The 23,902-nt window shown below is 59.7% G+C and carries 22 protein-coding genes, 2 tRNA genes and 1 pseudogene; 12 read left to right on the top strand and 13 right to left on the bottom strand.

Features of this window, described 5'->3' with window-relative positions:
- The first annotated feature begins 46 nt into the window (after window positions 1-46).
- Window positions 47-1,468, top strand: coding sequence for an MFS transporter (locus NKI47_RS12900; protein WP_352590483.1), 1,422 nt, complete (start codon window positions 47-49; stop codon window positions 1,466-1,468).
- 225 nt (window positions 1,469-1,693) lie between these two features.
- Here NKI47_RS12900 and NKI47_RS12895 read toward each other — a convergent pair.
- From NKI47_RS12895 to NKI47_RS12885, 3 genes and pseudogenes are all read right to left on the bottom strand, one after another.
- Window positions 1,694-2,822: pseudogene (locus NKI47_RS12895) on the bottom strand (IS481 family transposase).
- Between the two features lie 99 nt (window positions 2,823-2,921).
- Window positions 2,922-3,617 carry an RlmE family RNA methyltransferase gene (locus NKI47_RS12890; protein ID WP_023674449.1) on the bottom strand — a complete coding sequence of 232 codons (696 nt, stop codon included), beginning with the start codon at window positions 3,615-3,617 and terminating at the stop codon, window positions 2,922-2,924.
- A 58-nt stretch (window positions 3,618-3,675) separates the two neighbouring features.
- Window positions 3,676-5,097 carry a Ppx/GppA phosphatase family protein gene (locus NKI47_RS12885; protein WP_352590480.1) on the bottom strand — a complete coding sequence of 474 codons (1,422 nt, stop codon included), beginning with the start codon at window positions 5,095-5,097 and terminating at the stop codon, window positions 3,676-3,678.
- 542 nt (window positions 5,098-5,639) lie between these two features.
- Here NKI47_RS12885 and NKI47_RS12880 point away from each other — a divergent pair.
- The 3 genes from NKI47_RS12880 to NKI47_RS12870 all read left to right on the top strand — a co-directional run bounded on the left by NKI47_RS12880 (window position 5,640) and on the right by NKI47_RS12870 (window position 7,097).
- Window positions 5,640-6,572 (top strand): lysylphosphatidylglycerol synthase domain-containing protein, encoded by a 933-nt coding sequence (locus NKI47_RS12880; RefSeq protein ID WP_352590477.1) that lies wholly within the window; start codon window positions 5,640-5,642, stop codon window positions 6,570-6,572.
- 119 nt (window positions 6,573-6,691) lie between these two features.
- Window positions 6,692-6,765, top strand: a tRNA-Gln gene (locus tag NKI47_RS12875).
- Between the two features lie 116 nt (window positions 6,766-6,881).
- Entirely contained in the window at window positions 6,882-7,097 is a 216-nt protein-coding gene (locus tag NKI47_RS12870; RefSeq protein WP_352571489.1) for a hypothetical protein, read from the top strand.
- Between the two features lie 211 nt (window positions 7,098-7,308).
- Here NKI47_RS12870 and NKI47_RS12865 read toward each other — a convergent pair whose 3' ends face one another.
- Window positions 7,309-7,608, bottom strand: a complete 300-nt coding sequence (locus NKI47_RS12865; protein WP_352571491.1) for a hypothetical protein — start codon at window positions 7,606-7,608, stop codon at window positions 7,309-7,311.
- Window positions 7,609-7,860: 252 nt separating this feature from the next.
- On the opposite strand from NKI47_RS12865, the gene NKI47_RS12860 reads away from it, so the two are divergent.
- Window positions 7,861-8,283 carry a CBS domain-containing protein gene (locus NKI47_RS12860; RefSeq protein WP_023674444.1) on the top strand — a complete coding sequence of 141 codons (423 nt, stop codon included), beginning with the start codon at window positions 7,861-7,863 and terminating at the stop codon, window positions 8,281-8,283.
- A gap of 155 nt (window positions 8,284-8,438) precedes the next feature.
- On the opposite strand, the gene NKI47_RS12855 is transcribed toward NKI47_RS12860, so the two are convergent.
- On the bottom strand, window positions 8,439-8,864 hold the full coding sequence (locus tag NKI47_RS12855) for a hypothetical protein (RefSeq protein ID WP_023674443.1): 426 nt from the start codon (window positions 8,862-8,864) through the stop codon (window positions 8,439-8,441).
- Window positions 8,865-9,597: 733 nt separating this feature from the next.
- Window positions 9,598-10,029, bottom strand: a complete 432-nt coding sequence (locus NKI47_RS12850; RefSeq protein ID WP_352590473.1) for a YybH family protein — start codon at window positions 10,027-10,029, stop codon at window positions 9,598-9,600.
- A gap of 262 nt (window positions 10,030-10,291) precedes the next feature.
- On the opposite strand from NKI47_RS12850, the gene NKI47_RS12845 reads away from it, so the two are divergent.
- Window positions 10,292-10,365, top strand: a tRNA-Gln gene (locus NKI47_RS12845).
- A 196-nt stretch (window positions 10,366-10,561) separates the two neighbouring features.
- On the opposite strand, the gene NKI47_RS12840 is transcribed toward NKI47_RS12845, so the two are convergent.
- From NKI47_RS12840 to NKI47_RS12820, 5 genes are all read right to left on the bottom strand, one after another.
- Entirely contained in the window at window positions 10,562-10,843 is a 282-nt protein-coding gene (locus NKI47_RS12840; RefSeq protein ID WP_352474977.1) for a hypothetical protein, read from the bottom strand.
- Between the two features lie 463 nt (window positions 10,844-11,306).
- Entirely contained in the window at window positions 11,307-12,608 is a 1,302-nt protein-coding gene (locus NKI47_RS12835) for a patatin-like phospholipase family protein (protein WP_352474979.1), read from the bottom strand.
- Window positions 12,608-15,832 (bottom strand): hypothetical protein, encoded by a 3,225-nt coding sequence (locus NKI47_RS12830; protein ID WP_352590469.1) that lies wholly within the window; start codon window positions 15,830-15,832, stop codon window positions 12,608-12,610. Before NKI47_RS12830 ends, NKI47_RS12835 begins: the two co-directional genes overlap by 1 nt.
- Window positions 15,833-16,110: 278 nt before the next feature.
- Window positions 16,111-16,791 carry an acyl-homoserine-lactone synthase gene (locus NKI47_RS12825; protein ID WP_352590466.1) on the bottom strand — a complete coding sequence of 227 codons (681 nt, stop codon included), beginning with the start codon at window positions 16,789-16,791 and terminating at the stop codon, window positions 16,111-16,113.
- An 83-nt stretch (window positions 16,792-16,874) separates the two neighbouring features.
- Window positions 16,875-17,597: a LuxR family transcriptional regulator gene (locus tag NKI47_RS12820; RefSeq protein ID WP_352590463.1), complete on the bottom strand. Its 723-nt coding sequence runs from the start codon at window positions 17,595-17,597 to the stop codon at window positions 16,875-16,877.
- 149 nt (window positions 17,598-17,746) lie between these two features.
- On the opposite strand from NKI47_RS12820, the gene NKI47_RS12815 reads away from it, so the two are divergent.
- Genes NKI47_RS12815 through NKI47_RS12805 form a run of 3 tightly spaced genes read left to right on the top strand, consistent with a single transcriptional unit; the run spans window position 17,747 to window position 20,480 of the window.
- Window positions 17,747-18,394, top strand: a complete 648-nt coding sequence (locus NKI47_RS12815) for a cysteine hydrolase family protein (protein ID WP_352590460.1) — start codon at window positions 17,747-17,749, stop codon at window positions 18,392-18,394.
- Window positions 18,391-19,704 carry a type I glutamate--ammonia ligase gene (locus tag NKI47_RS12810; RefSeq protein ID WP_352590457.1) on the top strand — a complete coding sequence of 438 codons (1,314 nt, stop codon included), beginning with the start codon at window positions 18,391-18,393 and terminating at the stop codon, window positions 19,702-19,704. Before NKI47_RS12815 ends, NKI47_RS12810 begins: the two co-directional genes overlap by 4 nt.
- Complete coding sequence (locus NKI47_RS12805; protein WP_352590454.1) at window positions 19,704-20,480, top strand: N-formylglutamate amidohydrolase; 777 nt, start codon at window positions 19,704-19,706, stop codon at window positions 20,478-20,480. The genes NKI47_RS12810 and NKI47_RS12805 overlap by 1 nt, the downstream gene beginning before the upstream one ends.
- 65 nt (window positions 20,481-20,545) lie before the next feature.
- Here the strand turns inward: NKI47_RS12805 and NKI47_RS12800 are convergent, their stop codons facing one another.
- Window positions 20,546-21,100 (bottom strand): hypothetical protein, encoded by a 555-nt coding sequence (locus NKI47_RS12800; RefSeq protein WP_352590451.1) that lies wholly within the window; start codon window positions 21,098-21,100, stop codon window positions 20,546-20,548.
- Window positions 21,101-21,106: 6 nt separating this feature from the next.
- On the opposite strand from NKI47_RS12800, the gene NKI47_RS12795 reads away from it, so the two are divergent.
- A complete protein-coding gene (locus NKI47_RS12795; RefSeq protein WP_352590448.1) occupies window positions 21,107-21,304 on the top strand; it encodes a hypothetical protein in 198 nt (65 codons plus the stop codon).
- Between the two features lie 66 nt (window positions 21,305-21,370).
- Here NKI47_RS12795 and NKI47_RS12790 read toward each other — a convergent pair whose 3' ends face one another.
- On the bottom strand, window positions 21,371-22,027 hold the full coding sequence (locus tag NKI47_RS12790; protein WP_245274617.1) for a hypothetical protein: 657 nt from the start codon (window positions 22,025-22,027) through the stop codon (window positions 21,371-21,373).
- 257 nt (window positions 22,028-22,284) lie between these two features.
- On the opposite strand from NKI47_RS12790, the gene NKI47_RS12785 reads away from it, so the two are divergent.
- Both NKI47_RS12785 and NKI47_RS12780 read left to right on the top strand, forming a co-directional pair.
- Window positions 22,285-22,911, top strand: coding sequence for a DUF4129 domain-containing protein (locus tag NKI47_RS12785; RefSeq protein ID WP_352590445.1), 627 nt, complete (start codon window positions 22,285-22,287; stop codon window positions 22,909-22,911).
- Window positions 22,908-23,831 (top strand): DUF4350 domain-containing protein, encoded by a 924-nt coding sequence (locus NKI47_RS12780; RefSeq protein ID WP_352590442.1) that lies wholly within the window; start codon window positions 22,908-22,910, stop codon window positions 23,829-23,831. Before NKI47_RS12785 ends, NKI47_RS12780 begins: the two co-directional genes overlap by 4 nt.
- Window positions 23,832-23,902 lie beyond the last annotated feature (71 nt).

Raw genomic sequence — 23,902 nt, 5'->3', positions numbered from 1 at the left:
AAGGCCGGCAAGCAATCGCGACGCACATTTCAAGGCCGGATCCATCGTGAACCGCATCATCCCGCTTATCCTGGCGGTCGCACTTTTCATGGAAAACATGGATTCGACCGTGATAGCGACATCGCTGCCGGCGATTGCCGTCGACATCCACACCAGCCCGATCGCGTTGAAGCTGGCGCTGACCGCCTATCTGGTGTCGCTGGCGATCTTCATTCCGATCAGCGGCTGGATGGCCGACCGCTTCGGCGCCAAGAACGTGTTTCGCGCCGCAATCGCCGTCTTCATCGTCGGTTCGATCGCTTGTGCGTTTTCCAATTCGCTGCCGGCCTTCGTGGTGTCGCGCTTCCTGCAAGGCATTGGCGGCGCCATGATGACGCCTGTGGGACGCCTGGTGCTGGTGCGCGCCACGCCGAAGAGCGAACTCGTCGCCGCGATGTCCTGGCTGACCGTGCCGGCGCTGGTCGGGCCTCTCGTCGGGCCGCCGGTCGGCGGCTTCATCACCACCTATTTCACCTGGCACTGGATCTTCCTGATCAACGTGCCGATCGGCCTGCTGGGCATCTGGCTCGCCACCCGCTTCCTGCCGGAGACGGAATCGATGGAGACGCCGCCGCTTGATTTCATTGGTTTCGTACTGAGCGGGCTGGCCGCCTCCGGCGTCGTCTTCGGCCTGTCGGTCGTCAGCCTGCCCTATCTGCCACCTGCAACCGGCCTCATTACCGTGGCGGTCGGGCTGGTTTCGGGCGCGCTTTATCTCCTGCATGCGCGCCGGGCACAGAATCCGTTGCTGGCGCTGGAACTGTTCCGCAACCAGGTGTTCCGCTCCTCGGTGCTCGGCGGCTCGCTGTTTCGCGTCGGCATCGGCGCGGTGCCGTTTTTGCTCCCGCTGATGTTCCAGATCGGCTTCGGGCTGACGCCGTTCCAGTCCGGCATGATCACCTTCGTCTCGGCGATCGGCGCCATTGGCATGAAGTTCGTCACCGCGCTGATCTTCCGGCTCGCCGGGTTCCGCCGGGTGCTGATTTCGGGCTCGCTGATCGCGGCCGGGTCGATCGCCATCTACGGCCTCTTCACCCCGGAAACGCCCTACGGGCTGATCCTCGCCATGCTGCTCGCCGGGGGCTTCATCCGCTCAATGTTCTTCACCGGCATCAATGCGCTTGCCTACGCCGAGATTTCGGCCGCCGACACCAGCAAGGCCACGCCGATCACGGCGGTGTTCCAGCAGTTGGCGATCGCACTCGGCGTGGCACTGGCCGGCGGCATCCTGGAAGTGTCGACCAATATCCATGGCGGCCCGCTGACGCTGAGCGACTTCCACACCGCCTTCTTCATTGTAGCGGCGGTGTCGGCGGCAGCCTCGCTGTCGTTCATGCGGCTGGCGCCGGAGGCCGGCAATGCCGTGTCTGGACATGGCCGGCTGACGCCGCCGAAGACGCTGGAGCCGGTGAGCCCGTCGGGGAGTTGAGGACCCCTTCCCTTCTCCCCTTGTGGGAGAAGGTGGATAGGCGCGCAGCGCCGAGACGGTTGAGGGGTGTTGGAAGAAATGAGGCGATGATAACTGCAAGCGTGTTGCCAAGCTGGAACACCCCTCATCCGACCTCGCTTCGTGAGGCCACCTTCTCCCACAAGGGTGTTTGGACTGGGGACATCGCGAACAGATGTGCGAGGACATCGCGAACAGTTTTGCATGCTATCGCGCCAGGACATTGAGGTCGATGGTTTCTATTTTCTGATGTCTGAACCAGGCGTCGAAGACACCGTCTGTGGCGGTGGGCCTGAAAGCGACGGATTTTCCTGTGAAGGCCCTGCACAAACGCATGGTGCGGCCAAGAATGGAGACGAAGCCATGCTGCTGTACGCGGCGGATGAGATCGCCCTTGGCGTATTCGAACGGCTCGACCGTTTCGCGATAAGGGCGCAGCGATGCCCAGTAGCGATCGAGCGGCACGCCGCCGTCCAGCGCATCGTGGGGACGCTGGGCGTTGTAGACATGGCGCCACTGGTCGAATGCGTCCTGGGCCTTGGCGAGATCGGCGAAGGGCTCTCTGCAGCGCCTCGGCCTTGAGCGAGCGATGGAAGCGCTCGTCCTTGCCGAGGGTCTGGGGATGGCAAGGCCTGGAGTGGCTGACGGCGATGCCGGTTTCGATCAGCCAGACGGTGAGCAGCGTGAAGTCGTTGCGGCCGCCATCGCCCCAGGGCGGGCCATTATCGGTGGCGATGCGCCACGGCAAGCCATAGCGGCGGAAGGCGGTGACCAGCCGGGCTTTTACGGTTGCGGTGGTCTGGTCGGCGCAGGCCGACAGCGCGACCGAGAAGCGCGAATGGTCATCAAGCACGGTGAGCGGATGCAGGCGGCCGCAACGCAAGGCGACGTGACCCTTGAAGTCCATCTGCCACAGATCGTTGGGGGCGGCATGCTCGAAGCGGATGAAGGGCTGCGCTCCACCGCCCGACGTTCCCAACTCAATGCCGTTGCGACGCAGGATGCCGGTTACCGTCGAGGCCGCCGGCGTGCCGATGCCCTCGCGGACAAGCACACGCGCGATCTTGCGTCCACCCCAAGCCGGATGCGCCATACGCACAGCAAGGGCCGCCGCTTCCACCTCCGGCGCGCTGCGCGCCGGGCTCGATCGTGGCCGCCGCGACTGTTCGACCAGCCCAGCCTCCCCCTCGATCCGATAGCGCGAAAGCAGCTTGTGGCCACAGGTCCGGCCGATACCGAAGCGCTGGCACAGCACGCTTACATTCGCGCCTTTCGCCGACGCCAGCCTTACAAACTCCAGCTTCTGCTTCATCACGCTTCTGTCCTCGAATGGCATCCCGAACCCCCTCGCGCAAAAGCGCAAAACTGTTCGCGATGTCCTCGCACATCTGTTCGCGATGTCCCCAGTCCAAACAAAGGGGAGAAGGAAAGGGCGCTACCCCTTAAAATCCTTCGCCAGCAAATACAGCTCCACCGACTCGTCGCGTGAGGCCGGCGGCTTGACGTGATGGACCGAGCGGAAATTCCGCTTGAGTCTCGCCAGCAATTCGTTCTCGGCGCCGCCCTGAAACGTCTTGGCGAGGAAATGTCCGCCCGGCTTCAATACCGACAGCGCAAAATCGGCCGCCACCTCGCAAAGATGCATGGTGCGGATGTGGTCGGTCCGCTTGTGGCCGGTGGTCGGTGCGGCCATGTCGGAGAGCACGATGTCCGGCTGGCCGCCCAGCGTCTCGGCCAGCTTTTCGGGTGCCTGCGGATCGAGGAAATCCATCAGCAGCACCGGCGCGCCCGGCACGGCGTCCATCTCGAGATAGTCGATGCCGACGACGTTAGGGTGTTCCGCGGTCGACTTGGTACGCGCGGCGGCGACCTGGCACCAGCCGCCGGGTGCCGCGCCAAGGTCTATCACCTTCATGCCAGGCTTGAGCAGATGGTGCTTGTCGTCGATCTCGATCAGCTTGTAGGCCGCGCGCGAGCGATAGCCGTCGGCCTTCGAGCGCTGGACATAGGGATCGTTGATGTGGCGCTGCAACCAGCGGCGCGACGATTCCTTCAAGCCGCTTTTCTTCTTGATCTTCGTCTTCAGCACGCGAATGCCGGCGGAGCTCGGTCTTTCCGGTTTCTTGGTCATTGCTTGATTGCTTGTTTGAGCATGATCTTGTCCGAAAACCGGCAGCCACTTTTCGGGATCATGCTCTGCCTCGCCGCCAGACGCCGTCATCGGCCATCAATTCGCTCAATATGCCCTCGCGCAGGCCGCGGTCGGCGACACGCAGCCGTTCGGACGGCCAGACGGCGCGGATCGCCTCCAGTATGGCGCAGCCGGCCAGAACCAGGTCGGCGCGGTCGGCGCCGATGCAAGGGTTGGCGACGCGTTGCTGGAAATCCCAGCCGACCAGTTTTTCGACCATGCGGTCGACGCTGTCGCGATCCATCCACAGCCCGTCGACGCGGCGGCGGTCATAGCGTTCGAGGTCGAGATGAACGCCGGCCAGTGTCGTCACAGTGCCCGATGTGCCGAGCAAATGGAATTTCGGGCTGGCCAGGAGGTGGCTCAGCCGGTCACGCCCGTCGAAGGCGCGCAGCCGCATTGCGACATCCTCGACCATGGCGCCAAAGATCTCGCGTGTCACCGTGCGGCCGCCAAAACGCTCGGCCAGCGAGACGACGCCAACCGGCAGCGAAGTCCATGAAACGATATGGTTGGCGAGCCTTGGCGAGCGCTGGCCGGTGAGGTCGATCAGCGCGATTTCGGACGAGCCGCCGCCGATGTCGAACAGCACGACACCTTGCGTGTCGCGCTCGACCAGCGAGCCGCAGCCCGACACCGCGAGCCGCGCCTCGGTCTGGCGGTCGATGATCTCGAGCTTCAGGCCGGCCTCGCGCTCGACGCGCTCGAGGAACTCGACGCCGTTGGCGGCGGTTCGGCAGGCCTCGGTGGCGATCAGCCTGGCCTTCCTGACCTTGCGGTTGCGCAATTTGTCGCCGCAGATCTTCAGCGCCTCGACCGCGCGGTCCATTGCGGCGTCGCCGAGCCGGCCATTGGCGGTAAGGCCCTCGCCCAGCCTGACAATGCGCGAGAACGCATCGATGACGCGGAACTGGCCATGACGCGTCGGCACCGCGACCAGAAGGCGGCAATTGTTGGTGCCGAGGTCGAGCGCGGCAAACACCGGCAATTCCTGCAGCGGTGGCGGCGTGCGGGCACCTTGCCCTGGCCTTGGCAAGGCAGGAGGCAATTGCGCGATTGAAGCCGATTGCGCGATCGAGGACTGGGGCGCGATCGAAGCCGCTGGCTGGGGCTGGCGAGCGGCCGGGGCCCCGCCGGCGGCGGGCACCGAAGTGCCTGTTATCACCGGACGAGCCTCGTCGCGTGCGAAAACCTTGCGCCCGCGCCGCCGCTTGCGCCGCTTCTTGGGTTTGCCGTTCTGATGCGGGCCGTTCTGACCCTTGTGATCGTGGGACGTGTCGCCAGCCTGTCCATTGCCGGACCGGGGCTGCACCTGACGGCCGTAGCGTCCGGCGGATGGGTTTGCCTGGCCGGATGGCGGCGGCGAACCCCTGGACACGCCCACTTCCGGCGCACCAGCGCCGGCTTCGTGGTCTTCCACTGTCGTTCCTTCCGGCGCCGCGCGAACCGGAGACCGGACGCAGCAGGCGCTTTTACATGTTCAAGTTGCGGCCAGACTATCAGCGCCGGGCCGGATCACCAAGAGTGCTCGCGGCGAATTTTGCCGGCGGCATTGTCTCGCCCTGTGCTCGACCCGATGAGAGCCTTTGATGCCGGCCTCTCAAGATGTGGGTTCCTCGCCCCGCCAAGCGGGGGAGAGGTGGCCGCAAAGCGGCCGGAGAGGGGGCCTTCGTAGGGCGCGGTTTCCCCTCTCCGTCTCGGCTTCGCCGAGCCACCTCTCCCCACTTCGTGGGGCGAGGAACCCAAGCTGGAATAAAGCCACGATCCTTCGCCGTCCGGCAGGACAGAGGGGGGCGCGAAGGAACGCCACGCTTTCCTTCTCGCCACAACGCGCCTTCCCGGTTGAATAGCCGGCTTCAATGAGGCATTTCTGAAATGGAGGGTAAATCATTCGGCAACGCGGGCGGTTTGCCTGCTGCGAACCGGAAAACGGTACGGGCTGCAACGCATGATCGTCAGGCCATGAACTGGAGGCGTTATTTCTGGCCCGTGATCGGCATCGCCGCGGTGGTGTTCTCGCTGTGGCTGCTGCTGCACGAATTGCGCGGCATCTCGCTCGACGATGTCTGGGCCGGCATAATCGCCATCCCGGCGCGCGGCTGGGTGCTGGCGGCGCTGAGTTCGGTCATCGCCTATGCCTCGCTCGCCGGTTACGACCACATCGCGCTGCTGCACATCGGCAAGAAAGTCTCGTGGCTGTTCGTCACCTTCTGCTCGTTCACCACCTACGCGCTGTCGCACAATATCGGCGGCTCGGTGTTTTCCGGTGCGGTGATCCGCTACCGCGCCTACGGCACCAAGGGCCTGACCGGGCAGGACGTCGGCATTCTGGTGGCGATCTGCTGGATCACCTTCGTGCTGTCGACGCTGTTCGTCTCAAGCATCGTCCTGCTGCTCGAGCCCGAGGTGATCGACCGGTTTTCCGGCACGCCGCATCACCGGCTGGCGCAGGCGGGAGGGCTCGCCATGCTGCTCGTGGTGGCGGCCTATGTCTTCGGCAGCTGGCTGCATCTCAGGCCGCTGAGGATCGGCAGCTTTCAGCTGCACTACCCGGCGCTGCCGATCGTGGCGCGGCAATTGCTGGTCGGCCCGATCGAGCTCCTGGCGGCAGCGGCGATCATCTTCTTTGCCCTGCCCGCCGCCGGCAATCCCGGCTATTTCGTAGTGCTCGGCGTCTTCCTGGTGTCGTTCTCGATCGCGCAGATTTCACATGCGCCGGGCGGGCTGGGCGTCTTCGAGGTGGTGTTCCTCGCGGGCTTGTCACATATGGACCAGGTCGGCGTGCTGGCGGCGCTGCTGGTGTTCCGGCTGTTCTACCTGATCATCCCGCTGCTGATCGCACTCGGCGTGGTGCTGTTCTTCGAGCACTCGCAATACAGCCGCAGCGAGAGTTGAAGCGCGGGAAGCCGACGATTGAACCCAGACACAGGGTTGACTATTTTCCGGCGGCGGCTACAAGGCACGCGCGGCGACGTCGCCGCCCTGCCCGTGTGGTTTTCAACAGCCGCGCCTGCTGGGGAATAGGTTAACGGTAGACCCACGGACTCTGACTCCGTTAGTCCTGGTTCGAATCCAGGTTCCCCAGCCAGCTTCTTTTTTTCAATAGAAACAATTACTTAGATCATTCCCGAAAATGGCATGTGTTACAACCATGCGGATGATCCGCATGGTATTCTATCCGCATCATTCGGACCGGGAGGTGGCATGAATCTTCGATGGTCAATAAACCTGCTTGAGGACGGCGCTGTCGTCACTCAGGAAGGCGAATATCTCGGAACTTGGGGAATCGATGAGTCGGACGCGATATATGAATTCACGCCAGACGGTGCAGCTGAGCCGTTGCTGTGCAGTGGATTTGTGAAGTTCCTATGCGATAGCATTGAACAATGGCACAGCCTGCAACAGAGCGGCGGCGCGTGAGCCACTCGCGATCGAAGCTGTCAAGTGCCTGCGTCCGCGCACGACGTTGATCCTTATACTTGCTGGACGGCTGAGCACACTACATCTAGGAATTACGGTGACAGTGCACTTTTTACCATGTCGCCCCGTGTCTAGATTGACCGCATGGTGCACCTTGCCCGCGTTCCCGCCCTGCCGCATCCCCGGACCGTACGGGCGAGCCAAAGTGTTTTCACGTCCGAAGACTATGTGTTCCGCAAGAACTGCTCATCGAGTATTGCCGCGTCGCCGATGTCGCGGTTTTTCGATGCACCCGGGGGCCGAGAGTATCGCCGGGCAAATCGGCAAAGCCGAGAAACCCGGAAACGAGCCAGGCGGCGAAAAGAAAATAGTGCACCGGAATTACGGTGACGGTGCACTTTTTACCATGTTCGCCCCGCCGCATCGTGTAACCTTGCCCGCGTTCCCGGTCTGCCGCAGCACCGTACAGGCGAGCCAAAGTGTTTTCACGTCCGAAGACTATGCGTTCCACAAGGACCGCTCATCGAATATTGCCGCGTCGCCGATGTTGCGGTTATCGATGCTGGGGGATGCGGCAGACCGGGAACGCGGGCAAGGTGCACCATGCGGCGGGAGCGACATGGTAAAAAGTGCACTGTCACCGTAATTCCGCATGACAACCACCGCAAAATGCGGGTCTGGATGATGACCTCTGGCAGCCAAACCCCGTCCGCGTTAGAATGGGACAGGGGGACATTCACCAACCCAGCAAGGGAGGTCCGCCATGAAGGTCAAAGACGCAATGCATAAGGGTGTCGACTGGGTCAGCCCCGAAACCGCTGTCACCGAACTGGCGAAAATGATGCGAGCCCAGGATATCGGGTCGATTCCCATTGGAGAGAACGACCGACTGATCGGAATGGTGACCGACCGCGATATTGTCTGCAACGGACTGGCAGAAGATGGTTTCGACGGCCGCATCGCAACGGCGCGCGATGTTATGACGGCCGGCATTCACTGCTGCCGCGAAGACGACGATCTGGCCAAGGCCGTACGGCACATGGAAGAACTGAAAATCCGCAGGTTGCCGGTGATCAACAAGAATATGCGGATGGTCGGCATCCTTAGTGTCGGCGACGTCAGTCAGTCGGCACCGAGGGAACTGGTGTCCGAATACGTCAAGAGCGTTTCCGCCCACCACCACTGAAGGGCGGCTCGCCCGTGCGCTAAGGCCTCAGTCTGCCGCCGCGCTGGCCACAGCGCGCCGGCAGAAATGTCCGGTCATCGAGGCCGTGGCGCACCGGAAAAGCCCGCCGGCCGAAGCCGGCTGGAGCGTCTGCAGTCGCCAGAGTGTGGGTAACTTTATGCAGCCTTCAGGTTAATCACCCGCATCACTGCGACCGCTGTTCCGTTGTTCGTAGCAGCCTCCTTCGTGCTACCCTTGCCGCAGCTCCATACGTCACCCTCCTTGGCCGTGAACTGCATGTCTCCGGCCGTGACCTGCAGCTCGCCTTCAGTGACCGTGCAGACCATATCGTCGGCCATGACATCCCCGAGCGGGCTAGTTGCCTTTGGCTGGTAGACGACGTCTTCCATGGCAATTTTCTTGTACCCCTTGATATGGGAGTCTCGTGTTCCCAGTTCGACGAGCCGAACGCCGGGAAAAATCTCTTTGCCATCAGTCGGACCGTAGGTCTTGGCCGCTACCGGAATGGGCTTTGCGACCAATAGCGGGGCCGCCAACGAGGTGGCACCAAGGGCGAGAGCATTACGTCGATTCATCTTCATAACATCCTCCCTGAGTTAGTTCGCCCGACCGGGCGAACCTGATATTTTACGCTCCCGTTCAGCCAAATAGTCAAAACACAATTGGGCAAGCCAACGCCTGGCCTGCGCGCGTTCTGGCGTGCCGCTGTCCTACACCGCCGAAGGTGCTTCGCGCGTCTTGGCGGCTCGCTGCGGCTGGCTGCGCATGGCCTGCCTGCCACACCTCTTGACTGTCCGAGCGGGTTAGATACTTTTTGCTGCGTGCCTTGAGAAAAGCGGTGCCGGGCACCTTGGCCAGCCGCGTGATAACCGACGAATGGGTGAGCCCTCACGTCGAAGAGAAAGAAGAAACAGCACCAGCTCTTGCTGGCCGCGCTGCCTAAAGCGAAACCGAAAATGACCTAGATTGTTGATGCGACGCCGGAAATTGGCCGCTAAGGATGAATTACGGTGACAGTGCACTTTTACCATGTCGCCTCCGCCGCATTGTGCACCTTGCCCGCGTTCCCGGTCTGCCGCGTCTCCCCGGCACCGTACCGGCGAGCCAAAGTGTTTTCACGTCCGAAGACTATGTGTTCCATAAGAACTGCTGATCGAGCATTACCGCGTCGCCGATGTCGCGGGTTTCGATGCAGCTGTGGGCCGAGAGCATCGCCGGGCAAATCGGCAAAACCGAGAAACGCGGAAAACGAGACAGGCGAAAGGAAATTAGTGCACTGTCACCGTAATTCCTAAAACCTCTCCGGCAACCCTTCTACTCCCCGACAATGGACGTCGACGGGCGTGCCGAGGTTATCGGATCGGCATGACGAAGGACGATCCTCCACGCGCCTTCCTCGCGCCGGAATATGGTGGTGACTCGAAGCGCAATCGGCACCAGTTTGTTGCCACCACCGACCTTGGATTGGAACCGCTCGACCTCGACGATGTATCCCAAATCGGCTGTCGCATACTCCGATATGCGCTCAAAGCCGATGGCCTTGCCGTGCCGGTAATTGGTGGCGGCCCGTTCCATGGTCTCAGCGGCCTTTCTCCATCCCTTCGCCGGCGGGCCAAAGGGATTGGCAATAATGACGTCGTCCTGTCGCGAGTAGAGGTTTTTCAAGGGCTCAGGATCGCCCTTTACGAAGGCATCCAGAGCCAGATGATCCTGCTCGATAAATTTCGTCAGGTCGGAGGCCAACATCTTAACATCGCCACATGACTAAAAAGAGAACTCTATCAAACACTTCATCCGCCCTTCGCCTAGGCGTTCGGGCTGGTGTCCGGAGTATAGATCAGAATTACGGTGAGTGCACTTTTTACCATGTCGCCCCCGTCGCATGATGCACCTTGCCGGCGTTCCCGGTCTGCCGCATCGCGGGGCAAATCGGCAAAGCCGTGAAACCCGGAAAACGAGGGCAGGCGGCGAAAAGAAAATAGTGCACTGTCACCGTAATCGCGCCTGCTAGGGAATGGGTTAACGGTAGACCCACGGACTCTGACTCCGTTAGTCCTGATTCGAATCCAGGTTCCCCAGCCAATTGATTGGTCTATTTTGGACCTCAACACAAAATCCGAAATCGAGCGAAGTCCGTAGCAAGAGCGACGCCAAAATGTCGCGTCTTGGGTGCAAAGCGTCAGCGCTGGTCTTGGCGTAGGGAAGCTTCTTTCGGAACGACCCTGCTTAGCGCCATGACATCCTCTGTTAGCGAAAATTAGGAATATTGTTCCTTCCGCTAATCCTTTAATAGACTGAGGAGAGCGATGGTCGCAGCAACGATTCCAACAACGAGGTTGATGGTCTCTTGGCCAACAGTTAGGTCCCGCCTGCCACCCCACATACGATTAGTGCCCCACCAGACGAGGACTGCCGCGACAAAAAGAAACCATGCCCTAATTAGCCGATCCGGAGTTAGCTGCTCGACATTGACCCAAAACGAGCCAACAAACGCAAGGAAGAACAGTATTCCGCACACAGCAGCAAAGACTCCAGACCCGATCGGCTTGGGTTCACTCATGCTTTGATCCTCCCCTTTTTTGGTGGATTCGTCGGCTGTTTCCAAAAGGCACCTCTACGCCCTCCCTTTAGCCGGTTCCTGTGTTTCTCGCATGGTTCCACCTGAGGCCAGATAAAGATGTCGGTGTTAGAGAATAAAGTGTGCATCACCCCACATTTCGTTTCATTGCTCGCGCTTTCCGCTCAAAGCAAAAACACGAGTGTGCCCACTTTTCGATAATCAACATCGGCTGCTTCAGCGCAATAATGGACCTTCAAAGCGTCTTAGCTCAAAGTCGTGTGATGAGCACTTTTTTGACCGTCGTGGCGGTTCATCGTCAGCGATGCGAGCGACGAAAGGTGCCCCTCCTAATCCATGTCTACTGCGCGAACTCATCCCTCTCCAGCAATCGGATCGCGTGCTGTTGTCGATCGCTGACAGGTTCATGCGAGCATAGGTGTTTACGCCGACTCGGAGCTAGTGACTATCGCCGGAAATAGTCCAGCACAGTGCGTCGTGCAACATCGACGGGATTCTTTGCCTTATATTGCGTCGGCGCGAACTCAAAGAGCGAGAGGTCGAACGTGAAGAGATCAATGCTTTGTTGGCGCTCTTCGACGGTAAGGAATTGGCCTTCCCTACCAGGAACCATCAAGGTTGAGAACATGTCTCGGAGCAACCCGATTAGCGGCAAAGTGTCTTGCGACGGGTCGTCGTAGGCTTCAAAGGATCTTGGCGCTCCCTCAACCAATCGTAGTGCCAACATTCCAGGAGGTAGCGTCGCAGTCCCACTCTGTCCGGAACGCCTTGCTTCCTTGTCAAATGCGTGTACCGGGATGTTATTTAACAGGCCTCCATCGAGCCAAAGACCACGCAGAGGACCGAGCACTGGGTCGCTCCACGGAGCGTCTATAAATATAGGCTTAAACACTACAGGAAAACATGCGGACATACCCACAGCCTCTACCACCGGAAAATCCGGTGTCCCCGAAGCGGAGAAAACCATGCTCTTCTTTTGAGATATGTTAGTGGCGCAAACGGCAAGACTTACGCCGGTGAGATCCTTTAGCATAGAAAAAGTCATTGTTGAGGCATCTTTAAGCCTGGGATTCCGCTGCCATGCAGGTATTCGTGCCACAAAACTACGAAACTGCCTTCGTAGATAATGCCGAACGGCTAGTCCAGCGAAAATACCACGGTCATATATCAATGAATACATATACTCCGGAAATCGCGCAGAGAATTTCTTCAGAAATGGAATAGACTGCATTTCCTTCACAACGTCGAGTTGTCCGATGGTATTCATCGCAAGGATCAGCGCGGCGCCAGAAACTCGAACGTCAAGCGATCTAAGCCAAGAATAACTCAGCATCTTCCGGAAGTCGTCGCTACCACTTTCTATCCGTCGTTTGTTTTCAAGGATGAGCTTCGCTACATCGCGTAGTTGACCCTTGCTGCCGGGCATTTCCACTTCTGCGCTGTAGTTATTAGGTAGGAGACCACGCCCCTTGCCTAGCACTGGAGGATCATAGAAGGAATCAAAGTCGATATTGTTGTCAAAAACAGCCTTAAGGTCCTTCGAACCGCAACCGAGAGCCAAGAACATCGCAGTTATCGCACCCGCTGATGTGCCACTAATACCTTTCAGCTGACTGCCCGTGCGGCCGAACGGCAAGACGGCAAGGTCTTCCAAGGCCTGAATGGCACCCAAATATGCAAATCCCAGCCCCCCGCCCCCTTGAAAGCTGAGGAAGTTTACATCGGTGGGCTTCTTGAGCTTAGCCACTACACAGGGCCCGGCCATTGCTTAAGTCGCCGCCATTCGTTTGCCAGGGTCAAAGCGCGGCACGTGCAGGGTCCCGCTATGCCATCTAGCTTCAGAGGAGCTCCCAGCGCATCTGCAATGCCAAGCTGATTCATCCTCCGCTGGAACGCTTTCACGACACGTGTGCCGGGGCCGCTTTCTAAGTATTTGGCGGGATCTGCGTCAGCCGGAACTCCATAGCCAAGCGCTTTTAGCTCGGCCATTATGGAGACATGATCTGGCCATTGAGCAGCATTGTAGGGAATGCCGTTGCAAGTCTCGACTGATGGAACATACGGTGTGGTGGATGGAACTACTATCTCCCAGCTGGGCAGCTTGACCTTCGGATCGTCGAGGCAAACCAGCGGAGTCGGGAGCGCGATTCGCCACGGATCGCCGTCTGGGACGCCGTCCTGTAGATCAGGGCTGCTGGTTGCCTCAATGCTTTTGATCTCGTCAACTATGGCTACATAGTCCGCGTCTCCCGGCACTGGACAGTCATCGCCCTCCCAGATATCACCGTGCTCAAGATAATATTTGATATTGTTCTCAAAATAACGTCGAACAGGAACGACAACGCGCGCGTAACCCGCAGAAAGAAACCTTGAAAAAATCGGATCCGCATCTGACACCGAGAGCCGGTCCTCCCAGGTGTCGTGCCGCCCCCAAAAGTATGGGTAGAATGTATAAACCATGTTCGGCCACTCGAAGCCCTGCTCAAAGAACTGTACAGTCGGGCCTTCGGCGAGTGCCTTCGCAGGGTCGAGAACCGGCTCACCGTCTTTACTGACATTTTCTGCGCCCATAGAGTTGAAGTGCTGATTCGTCAGTATCTCTAAAACCCCCCTCTTTAACTCCTGCTGTTCAGTGTTGCGGTACTCGATATCGGATCTTAGGGTTATGTTTCTTGAGTTAGACCGCGATGCCGCCAGCTTCTTATCATAATCATCCTTGGCGAGATTGTAAGCTTCCAATATTGCGCGATAGGTATCAAGTCTCCACTTTCCGAATGCTTCCTGAGTCCTCCTCGTGACCAACGTAATGCCAACCATCCATGCGCTTATAGCTCTAAACGGCTGCACATGAAACATCACCTTTCCACGTAAAGGATGGACCATGTACGTTGAGCCGTGTATCGGATCTTTTGCTATCGTAGTCATATACCAATAATTTCCGCCAAGTATAACTGCTAGCTGCGCCTGCGGATCAGTCCATATCATGTACATTGCTGGTGAAGCGTATATCGCTTCGTAACTAGTATCTATGTCAATACTCGGATCAGCGTCGTCTTTTTTCATGTGATCGACCATCGCATACCCCGTCATAAACGCTGGTGGAGGGGCAGTTACTTGGGCGTTATACCGTGCGGAAAGGCTAAGATAGTTCGACTCGGTGATCTGATCTGCGGTGAAATTCGGTTGCTCTGGTGCAATTAGATGCGCGTCACCGCTCCGCGGGCTCTTCCCCTGATAGAAAAGATAGCTGGCGGCGGGCTCCGGCACCAGAAACTCAAGCATGAGACGTGCGCCATAGTTAAACACCTGAGCCCAATATTGCTTTTCCACATATCGATACACGCCAATAACGGAGTCGCTAGTCGCCGTGAACCTGTGAATATTGTCCTCGGTCACTTCCGTCGTCACGGTTATAGTTTGCTGCCGTTTTGTGCTCTTTTGCACCTTCTCCACCGCTCGCGCGATATTTTCCTTTACCGTGGATCTGGCGACTTTCTCAGCGTTCTCCGCCGATTGTGTACTAGTGGCGTTGGCGTGAGCAGCTACAGTAACGGCACCATAAGATGCAGTCACGTTCACTCCCATATCTGATGATCTATTCTCCTTCTGGACATTGTCTAATTCTTGTGTCAATTCGAAACGATCTGTTGTTTGAAGATCGCGCTCAATCGATGACGATTCTTCAATCTCAATTATAATCTGCTGCTCAGTTCTATCTAGTCGGTGATGTGTGCGGGATCGCTCTTCACCCTTAAGCACGTTCTCTATGTAGGCGACTTCACCCAGAATGTATTTTTGAAGCTGCTGTCTTACCACTTTAAGATCACATAACCCGGCAACCCTCACCTGGTTAGGATTCTTGAAGTCTGGTAAAGTGTAGGTAGCGTCGGTGCCGATTGTTAAAATAAGTCGTTCAACCGCTGACGGTAGGTTCCTCACATCGGTGGCGATCTCTGCTGCGGCAGTGCGAACGAACTCTGACGCACGCCATGCGACGGACAAGGTGGCGCCCTGTACGAGTTTGGCCTCAGTGTCAGCCAAGCGGCGGCTCAATAAGTGATTGAGATGGATAGGATCGACATCGACGATCTCTATTCCAAGTTTAGCACGCGCAAAATCAACGAGTTCAGGAGCGAGCTGCTTCAGTCTGGAATCTGAGAGTCTCAGCGGCTGCCTGCTTACTCCACCCGAGGCATTCTCGGCGGCATCAGCTTTGGCAGCCGTCCGGTCAGTACGAATTTCGGACCTAATCTCCGCGAAATCCATCGCATCCAACGCATCCTCAAAGAACTTATGCAGAGCAGCCGTGCATAGTATGCTGGCTGCTTCACTTCTCGCCTTGTCGTTTGCGGCATCTGAGATTTTCGAGGCTGACTCCTCTTGTTCGCGTCGTAGGTCGTGTCTTGCCGCTCTTATAAACTCTGTAAGTGCCTGCGGCATCAAAACCTCAGGTCGAACTGACAGGGCGCACGGCACCGCATCTTCGGCAAGTGAATCGGCGTAAGCCTTGGCTTGCAGATAGGCGATTGCTTGGATGAATTTCCCCGCTGAGCCGTATTTACGTCTTGAAACAATTCTTGCCGTCAGCTGATCCCAAAGCCATAGTATAAATAGCTTCAACTTATCTTCGCTATCGAATATGCTAGGGCTATCCCTGAGTATAGATATGTATGAATTCGTGAGTTCCGATCCTGGAAGCCCCTGAGTTGCCTGAATGACAGAGTCGAATGCCTTGGGGAATTCCGCATCCGATCCCGCGACGGGATTTTCGTTCACGTATTTTGCACATACTTCTTCAAAATCGGACGAGGGCGAGTCTTTGGATATCAGAGAATAAAGTCTATCCCAAAGCTCAGTCCGCGCACTTGGCCGAGTGACGAAATTCCACCGTTCTGCTTCCACAGGCATGGCCTTCGGTGCACGAACCACTGCGTATTTTGTTAATACACTCTGAGGCACATCTGTGGGCATTAACTTCATCCTTCGTGAGACACGTCTTCTACATGCAACCGCTTTTCAAGCGTATCGCCTTTTGATGCGAGTCAAGTAAGCTCCGTTGATGTAACTCGCCACCCGTTTAACTTTCCTTTAAATGAAACTGCCTGAGTCAAGTGATTTCGCCAAGACACCGTATCGGCCTACATAGAATTTCTTTCGAAAATAATCTGGTGATGAGGCCAGATAAGCGACGACACCACTCCAATTTTGGTGACTGCTGAAGACATAATGACGCGTGCTTTGATGAGTTACTATGCCAAGACCGGAATACCCATGTCAAATACGACCGTCTTGTCTTTCGTATTTTCAACAAATTGCGTCTGTATTCCGCGCCTCACCAGCAACGAATGCCCAATCCTAAGTATCTTCCGGACACTCGCCAGCGCCGCCTCGTTCACTTCGATGTACGCGACGATGTACCACTCGCCGTTCTCTTCCCTGGCCATGCCCATCGGTTCGGCCCGCCATTTGAGCGCGCCATGGTGGGGCATGAAGTAGGTTTCCTGGATGCCGCCGACGGCGCTGAGGCCCTCGTCGAGAGCGTATTCCATCACCGCGCAGCACAGCTGCGTCAGCGTGCCCCTCAGTCCGGCAGTGCGTTTGTCGGGAACGACGAATGTGCGGGTCCATTCGGCCCAATCGGGACGTCTTGGGACGCCCGATTTTTCACACATGTGAGAAAAAACCTCCGAGACCATGTGCGGCTCGCTCGTTGGGATCAATCGAGCCGAAGTCACTACGCGATCGTCTTCAATGCCCAGCAGGTATGTCGCCGCGTCGGTATCGAATTGATCCAGTTCGCGACCATCCGGGCTCGGAGGGCGCCAATGTTTCTGGTGCACGAAGAAGTCGTGCCGCCGGCGCAGAAACTCGTCGAATTCGTTTTCGTAGAGATGCTTGTTATGGGCATTGACTACGTGGGCCGTTATCATGGCGCGATCCCCCGATCGTTCTCGCCGGGATACTCGCAGTCGCGCTAATATACGTCACCTGTCCGATGGGACAGTTGACGCGATTAGGGATGGATCAGACGCCGGCGCACTGCCTCGACGACCGCTTGCGTGGTCGTGGCGACGCCAAAAGCCTCGCGGGCCCGCGTCGAGTGCCATTTGACCGTGCGCTCGGTAAGGCCAAGGATCTGCGAGGTTTCCGACGAGGTCTTGCCGGCCGCGGCCCACAAGAGCACTTCTTTTTCGCGGTCGGTCAGCACGCCTTCATGGTCGTCATCGTCATTGGCCAAGGCCTGGATCGACATGCCCGCATAGACCGCCATGGTCACCAGTTGCACCTGATGGCGCGGCGACAGGGTGCAGGACTTCGCGGACGACGCAAACGAAAGCACGGATTGCCAGTGATGAACGCTGAGCATCGGCACAGCGAAGCCGCTACAGATGCCGAACTCCGTCGCCTCGCCGGCGACGCGTCGTGAGCCCTCCGTATCTGACCACTTTGCCGGGACTTCCGACCAAAGGAACGGCTTCAGGGTCTTTGCCGAGTAAATGCAAACGCCGTCGACGGCGGCATGCTCGGCCTCGACATAGCGTTCGAACCAGCCGGCCGGCCAGCCATTCAGCTCAACCATGGGTGCAAGCTTCTGGCCACCGAGCGGCACCCCGCTCAGGATAAGGTGCTCGAAGCCGAGATTTCGCACGGTCTCGAGAAGGTCGCCCAGCAGCGGCCCGGTAGCTGTATGTTTCCTGCAGCGTTCGACAAAGTCGAACACATCTGAATCGATCATGACAGAGACCCCCCGTCTCCACGCCGGAAAGCAGGTATACCTCAATTTAGCAACTTCGAATATCCCAATAAGTGTGTCCGCGACGCAGGACGCCTGGGCCAAAATCAGCTAAATCAGCCAGACGTGATCAGCGAAGCAGGACCCCAAGCATGACGCCAGCATTGCCGAAACGAAACGAGCCGTTCCGGGCCGGCGAAACCGCGCTGCTGCTGGTCGACATGCAGCGCGTCTGGCTGGAGCCGGGTGCTGATCCGGCGCATCCGGAGCGCGGTCCCGACCACTATTTCTACCGGCAGACGGCGTCGCGAACGATCCCCAACCAGGAGCGCCTGCTGGCGACGGCGCGGGCCAACGGCGTCGAGGTGATCCACACCATCATCCAGAGCCTGACCGAGGACGGCCGCGACCGCTCGCTCGACCACAAGCTGACGCCGATCCATATCGCGCCGAGCCGGCCGGAAGGCCTGCCGGTGCCGTCGCTGGCGCCGGTCGGCGACGAGATCATGCTGCCGAAGACGTCGTCGGGCGTCTTCAACTCGACCAACATCGATTATGTCCTGAAAAACCTCGGCGTGCGTTACCTGGTCGTCGCCGGCATCATGACCGACCAGTGCGTCGACATGGCGGTGCGCGATGCCGCCGATCGCGGCTATCTCGTCACCTGCGTATCCGACGCTTGCGCCGCCGCCTCGCAGGAGCGTCATGACGGTGCGCTAAAAGCCTTCGGCGGCTATTGCTGGGTCGCAGATACCGCCATCGTTACTGCCCGTTTCGAAGCCTTGGGAAAAGCTGCATGACCGTCGAACCGCTGGTTGCCGTCGTCACCACCGATCTTTCGGCGATCACGCGCGGCCGCTCGGTCGCCGAAAGCAAACTGCAGAAGATCGCGGCGACCGGCGTCGGCTGGCTGCAGGCCAATCTGTCGCTGACGCCGTTCAACTCGATCGTCGACCCCAATCCGTGGGGCTCGTCCGGCGACGTCCGTCTCGTTCCCGATCTCAACGCGCGGTTCCGCACGGCGCTGACCGGATCGGCGACGCCCTTCGACATGGTCGCCGGCAACATCGTCGAACTCGACGGCAGCCCGTGGGTCGGCTGTACGCGGACCATGCTCAAGGATGCGCTGGCGGAGTTGAAGGCAGCGGCCGGGCTTTCCGTCATCGCCGCGTTCGAGCATGAATTCCATATCGAGGGCGACTTTGGGCCGGCTCATTCGATGTCGTTGGCAGCACTGCGCCGCGCCGACCCGTTTGCCGCCAATCTGATGGCGGCGCTGGCGGAAGCCGGCGTCGCGCCGGAAGTGGTGATCGCCGAATTCGGCACCGACCAGTTCGAGGTGACGTGCGAGCCGGCCGATGCGCTTGCCGCGGCCGATCGCGCCGTCGCCATCCGCGAGATCACGCGCGAAGTCGCGCGATGTGCCGGCTGGCGGGCGAGCTTCGCGCCCAAGATCGCGCCGGATGCCGTCGGCAACGGCGTCCACATCCATTTCAGTTTCGTCGACGAGGCCGGCAAGCCGGCGACCTACGACCCGGCCCAGCCTGGCGGCCTTTCCAGCCGTGCCGCTTCGTTCTGTGCCGGCGTGCTGCGCCACCTGCCCGCGATCACCGTCATGACGGCGGCGAGTGTGTCGTCCTACTACCGGCTGAAGCCGCATAGCTGGAGCTCGTCCTACACCTGGCTTGCCGATCGCGACCGCGAGGCGAGCCTGCGCATCTGCCCGACGGTGACGATCGGCGGGCGCGATCCTGCGCGGCAGCACAACATCGAATACCGGGCAGCCGACGCCACCGGCAATCCCTATTTGTCGCTGGCGGCGATCGTGCGCGCCGGGCTGGAAGGGCTAAAAGCCAAGCTGCCGGCGCCGCCGCTTGTCTCGGGCGACCCGACGCTGATGAGCGTTGCCGAGCGCAAGAAGCTTGGCCTCGTGCGGCTGCCGGAAACGCTGCCGACGGCACTCGACGCGCTCGTCGCCGACAAGACCGTCACCGGATGGTTCGCGCCGGTGTTCGTCGAGACCTTTGTCGGCCTCAAGCGGCATGAGACCGAGCGCCTCGCCGGTCTCGACCCAGTGGCGGTCTGCGATCTCTACCGGACGCTGTATTGATGGCTGAGCCGGTTGCCAACGCCATCCTACCGGAAGGTTGGCCACCCGCCGTCGACGCAATCAACGAAACGGGGCGTTCCGATATCGTTCTAATATGCGAGCATGCGTCCAATCATATTCCGGCCGAGTATGCGCGGCTCGGCCTCGACAGCCGCCATTTGCAGCGCCATATCGCCTGGGATATCGGCGCCGCCGCAGTGACCCGCGCTCTGTCGAAGCTGCTCGATGCTCCGGCTTTCCTCAGCTCCTATTCGCGGCTTTTGATCGATCTCAATCGGCCGCTTGGTTCCAGCGGCAGCATTCCGGTGCAATCGGAGGACACGGACATCCCCGGCAATGTCGGCCTCGATCCGGAGGAACGAAGCCGGCGTGCCGAAGTCATGTTCGCGCCGTTTCATGACCGCGTGGCCGCCCACCTCGATGGCCGGACGAAGCAGGGCAGACCGACGCGGATCGCGACGATCCACTCCTTCACGCCGGTCTTCCTCGGCATTGCGCGGCCCTGGCACGCCGGCGTGCTTTACGATCGGGCAGTCGATTTCGGCCAGGCAGTGCTTGCCGGCCTGCGCGCCGACAGAGCGCTCAACGCCGCGGCAAACGAGCCCTACGTGATCAGCCGTGACGGCGACTATGCCATACCCGTCCATGGCGACGATCGCGACATTCCGGCCATCCTCATCGAGATCAGGCAGGACCTGCTGGCGGGCCGCTCCGGCATCGAGGAATGGGCGAAGCGGCTGGCGGCGGCGTTGCCGGCGCAGACACAGGCTTTGTGAACAAGCTCGGCTCAGTAGCGCAACGCGAGAGCCCCGAGCCGTCGGTGAAAAGCCTCCACGCGTCCTCAGGAGAAGATTTCCGCCAAGTCTTCGACGCTGGTGCCTTCCTTGACTTGCCGCAATTCGACATAGCTGACCGCTGCGGCGATCGACAATACGACTTGCTCGGCTGCGCCCCGCAAGGCGTCCAGGAAGAACCCGAGCGTAATGCCCAAGGAAGATAGGACGCGGTCCGACGCAAAATTGATTGCGACCGAAGCCACGAATAGGGGAAACCAGAGACCGAGCAGACGCCAGCGGCTCCCCTTGGAAAGGTCGCGGCTGCGGCCCAAACTCGCGAATACTCCCAAACGTTCCTGTATCAGAACCGGTATCGCTACAACCCAGAGAACCAACCACAACAATCCCGGAACGATGAGCAGCACGAGGCCGACTGTGAAGCCGATGTTGACAATCAGCGAAATGCCGATTGCCGGCAGCAGGAGCGCCAAGGCTGTCCCCATACAATCTCGCATCGACGGCCGCTTGCCGCTCAAATCCTCGATCGCAGCGCGCGTCAGCACCGCCTCCAGGAAAGCCATAAGGACCACATAGCCGATCGCGCCAACGACCGTGAGCACGAGCCGTTGAACCGAGAATTCCGCAACGCCATGCTCGATATTCGTAACGGATTTCCAGAACCAGAGCGCAAACACGAATCTGGGCAAGGTGTAGAAAATCAGGGCAAGCCCGAGGCAGAGCGCGAGATTGCGGCCGATGACCGCAAAGCTGGCGCCGAAAACCCTGCCGATACGAAATGTGTTGGGCTGGTCCAGCGTTATTGACGCCACGATATTACCTATCCAGTCCAGACCGATCCTGACGCGATGAAGGCAGCAAATCCCTTGCCGCTACGAGAAGATTTCCGCCAAGTCTTCGACGCTGGTGCCTTCCTTGACTTGCCGCAGCTCGACATAGCTGACTGCCGGGGCGATCGACGTCACAATGGATACGATCGCTGTCACCAGGGCGCCAAGAAATATGCCGGTGGTTAGGCCAAAGACCATGATCGCACGGCTGAGCACGGCCTGGATCAGCACCACAGCTATGAACAGGACAATCCAGAATCCGAACAGAGCCCAGCGGCTTCCTTTGGTAAGTTCCCGGCTGCGCTTCATGCTGCCGAAGACCCCCAGTCTTTCCTGAACCAAAACAGGCACAGCGACAGACCAACGAAGCCACAATATGATGCCGGGAACGAGCAGAAGCATCGCGCCGGCGGCGGCGCCGAGGCTCACCAGCACCGCGATGCCTATCACCGGCAGCAGGAGAGAGATTGCCGTCTTGAGGCAATCGCCAATCAATGGTCGCTTGCCGTTCAGATCCTCGATCGCGGCACGCACCAGCGCCGCCTGCAGGATTGCCGACAGTGTCATGGAAACCAACACGCCAACGATCGTGGCAGTGATTCGTTGGACTGAGAACTCCGGAACGCCAGCCTCGACGTTGGTCGCCCATTTCCAAATCCAAAGCTGGTAAAGAAGCGTAGGCAAGCCTGAGAACAGCATGGCCAATCCAAGGCAAAGCACTGGATTGCGGCTGATGACAGCGAAGCTGTCGTTGAAAACCCTGCCGATGCGAAATTTGTTCGGCCGTTCCAGTGTCACTGATGTCATGATGCTTCCCCCTGCCTCACCGCCGCATGGCTGGCGGCCCCGGTGGTAAATCTGTCAAGATTGGTGGTCGCCGTCCAGCCCACTTGCAATTGTTCCGCTGCATTGTCAGTGTCGGCTGGGAACCACAGGTTGCAGGGGAGCGGGTGGCGGTGGCACAGCCAGGCACAGCGGAAGCCGAACGGCTGACCAATCTGCACAAGCAGCTGATCGCCGACGAATCGATCCAGTTCGACCTGCCGGCCTATGTGCCGCCGAAGCCGCCCGAGTGGCTGAAACCGCTGCAGGATTTTTTGTCGTGGCTCGGTCCCTACATGATCTATCTGTTCTGGGGGGCGGTGATATCGGGCGTCGCAATCATCCTGCTTCTGGTCTTCCTTGAGGTGAAAGGCATCGCCTGGCGGCTGCCGTGGCAGCGCGCGCGGCCGGAAGTCGAAGACGAAGAAACCTGGCGCCCAGACGCCGGCGCCGCGCAGATCCTGTTGTCGCAAGCGGATGCGCTGGCCGCACGCGGCGACTATGACGAGGCGGTTCACCTTTTGCTTCGGCGCAGCGTCGCCGATATCGCCGGCCGGCTGCCGGACTTCCTGCGCCCGTCGCTCACCGCGCGCGACATCGCCAATGCCCCTTCCCTGCCGGGAAGGGCACGCCATGCGTTTACCGAGATCGCCCGCATTGTCGAGGCGGCGCTGTTCGCGCGCCGGCCGGTCGGCGCGGAAGGCTGGCGGCAGGCGCGCGGCGCCTATGAACGTTTCGCCTTCCGGGATGCCTGGACGTGAGTGCACCGACGGTCGAGGCACAGGAGCCGTTCAATCGAAAGACACTGTTTTGGGGGATTTTCGCCAGCCTCCTTGCGGCGGCCGGTTTTTTCCTGCTGTCCACCTATGCTCCCGATTTCCGGCAACCCGGCAATGGCGGCGCCACGCCGCTATCGAAAAGCGGCGTCGGCTACGCCGGCCTGGCGGAATGGCTGCGGCTCACCGGCGAAGCGCCCTTGATGGCGCGGACCGAAGACGATCTTGCCAGAGATATACTGCTGATCGTCACCATCTCGCCCGATAGCGATCCGGAGGCGCTCGACCACATCCTCAATCTTCGCCAGGATCAGAACACGCTTTTCGTGCTGCCCAAATGGCAGATCCTGCCGCTGCAGGGGCATGAAGGCTGGAACATGAAATTCGGGCGATTGCCCGGTTCGGTGGTGAACGAATGGCTTGGCCGCATCGCCGATGCGAAGATCGGTGCCGGCCAGAGCACGGCAAAGCAACTCGACATCGAAGGCAACATGGTTGCCGCACCCGAAGAATTGCAGTGGGTGGCCGACAAGTACCCTCTCATCGCAGCCGGCAATGACAAGGCTGTGCTTACCGAACTGAACGACAAGCCGTTCTATATCCTGACTGACCCCGACCTGATCAACAACGCCGCCCTCAAGGATCCCGAAAAGGCGGCAGCCGCGCTCGGGCTGATTGCCTTGCTCCAGCCCGACGACGGCCTGGTGATGTTCGATCTGACGCTGCACGGCGCGGGGCGGAAGTATGATCTGGCCAAGCTTCTGGTCGAGCCGCCGTTCCTGGCGCTGACACTGACGATCCTGATCGCTGCGGCGCTGGCGTTCCTGCATGGCCTTGGCCGGTTCGGCCCGCCGCGGATCGGCCACCGCCCGGTAGGCTTAGGCCACCCTGGGCAGGTCGGTTAGGCCGCGCCGCTGCTTCCGCGGGCCGGCCGGGGGGGCCGGGAGGGATGCCGCGATGGGGGCTTGATGGGGGG

This window comes from Mesorhizobium sp. M0633, assembly GCF_040320645.1.
In the GTDB taxonomy this organism is placed as follows: Bacteria; Pseudomonadota; Alphaproteobacteria; order Rhizobiales; family Rhizobiaceae; genus Mesorhizobium.
The sequence above is the reverse complement of the archived record's forward strand: the minus strand, read 5'-3'. Positions and strand labels throughout refer to the sequence as shown.

Bases quoted from the DNA above. Each gene is read 5' to 3' on its own strand.
- NKI47_RS12805 (WP_352590454.1), top strand. From the start codon at position 19,704: ATGGCTGAGCCGGTTGCCAACGCCATCCTACCGGAAGGTTGGCCACCC.
- NKI47_RS12815 (WP_352590460.1), top strand. From the start codon at position 17,747: ATGACGCCAGCATTGCCGAAACGAAACGAGCCGTTCCGGGCCGGCGAA.
- NKI47_RS12810 (WP_352590457.1), top strand. From the start codon at position 18,391: ATGACCGTCGAACCGCTGGTTGCCGTCGTCACCACCGATCTTTCGGCG.
- NKI47_RS12860 (WP_023674444.1), top strand. From the start codon at position 7,861: ATGAAGGTCAAAGACGCAATGCATAAGGGTGTCGACTGGGTCAGCCCC.
- NKI47_RS12850 (WP_352590473.1), bottom strand. From the start codon at position 10,029: ATGTTGGCCTCCGACCTGACGAAATTTATCGAGCAGGATCATCTGGCT.
- NKI47_RS12840 (WP_352474977.1), bottom strand. From the start codon at position 10,843: ATGAGTGAACCCAAGCCGATCGGGTCTGGAGTCTTTGCTGCTGTGTGC.
- NKI47_RS12820 (WP_352590463.1), bottom strand. From the start codon at position 17,597: ATGATCGATTCAGATGTGTTCGACTTTGTCGAACGCTGCAGGAAACAT.
- NKI47_RS12830 (WP_352590469.1), bottom strand. From the start codon at position 15,832: ATGCCCACAGATGTGCCTCAGAGTGTATTAACAAAATACGCAGTGGTT.
- NKI47_RS12825 (WP_352590466.1), bottom strand. From the start codon at position 16,791: ATGATAACGGCCCACGTAGTCAATGCCCATAACAAGCATCTCTACGAA.
- NKI47_RS12870 (WP_352571489.1), top strand. From the start codon at position 6,882: ATGAATCTTCGATGGTCAATAAACCTGCTTGAGGACGGCGCTGTCGTC.
- NKI47_RS12790 (WP_245274617.1), bottom strand. From the start codon at position 22,027: ATGCTGTTCTCAGGCTTGCCTACGCTTCTTTACCAGCTTTGGATTTGG.
- NKI47_RS12880 (WP_352590477.1), top strand. From the start codon at position 5,640: ATGAACTGGAGGCGTTATTTCTGGCCCGTGATCGGCATCGCCGCGGTG.
- NKI47_RS12890 (WP_023674449.1), bottom strand. From the start codon at position 3,617: ATGACCAAGAAACCGGAAAGACCGAGCTCCGCCGGCATTCGCGTGCTG.
- NKI47_RS12855 (WP_023674443.1), bottom strand. From the start codon at position 8,864: ATGAAGATGAATCGACGTAATGCTCTCGCCCTTGGTGCCACCTCGTTG.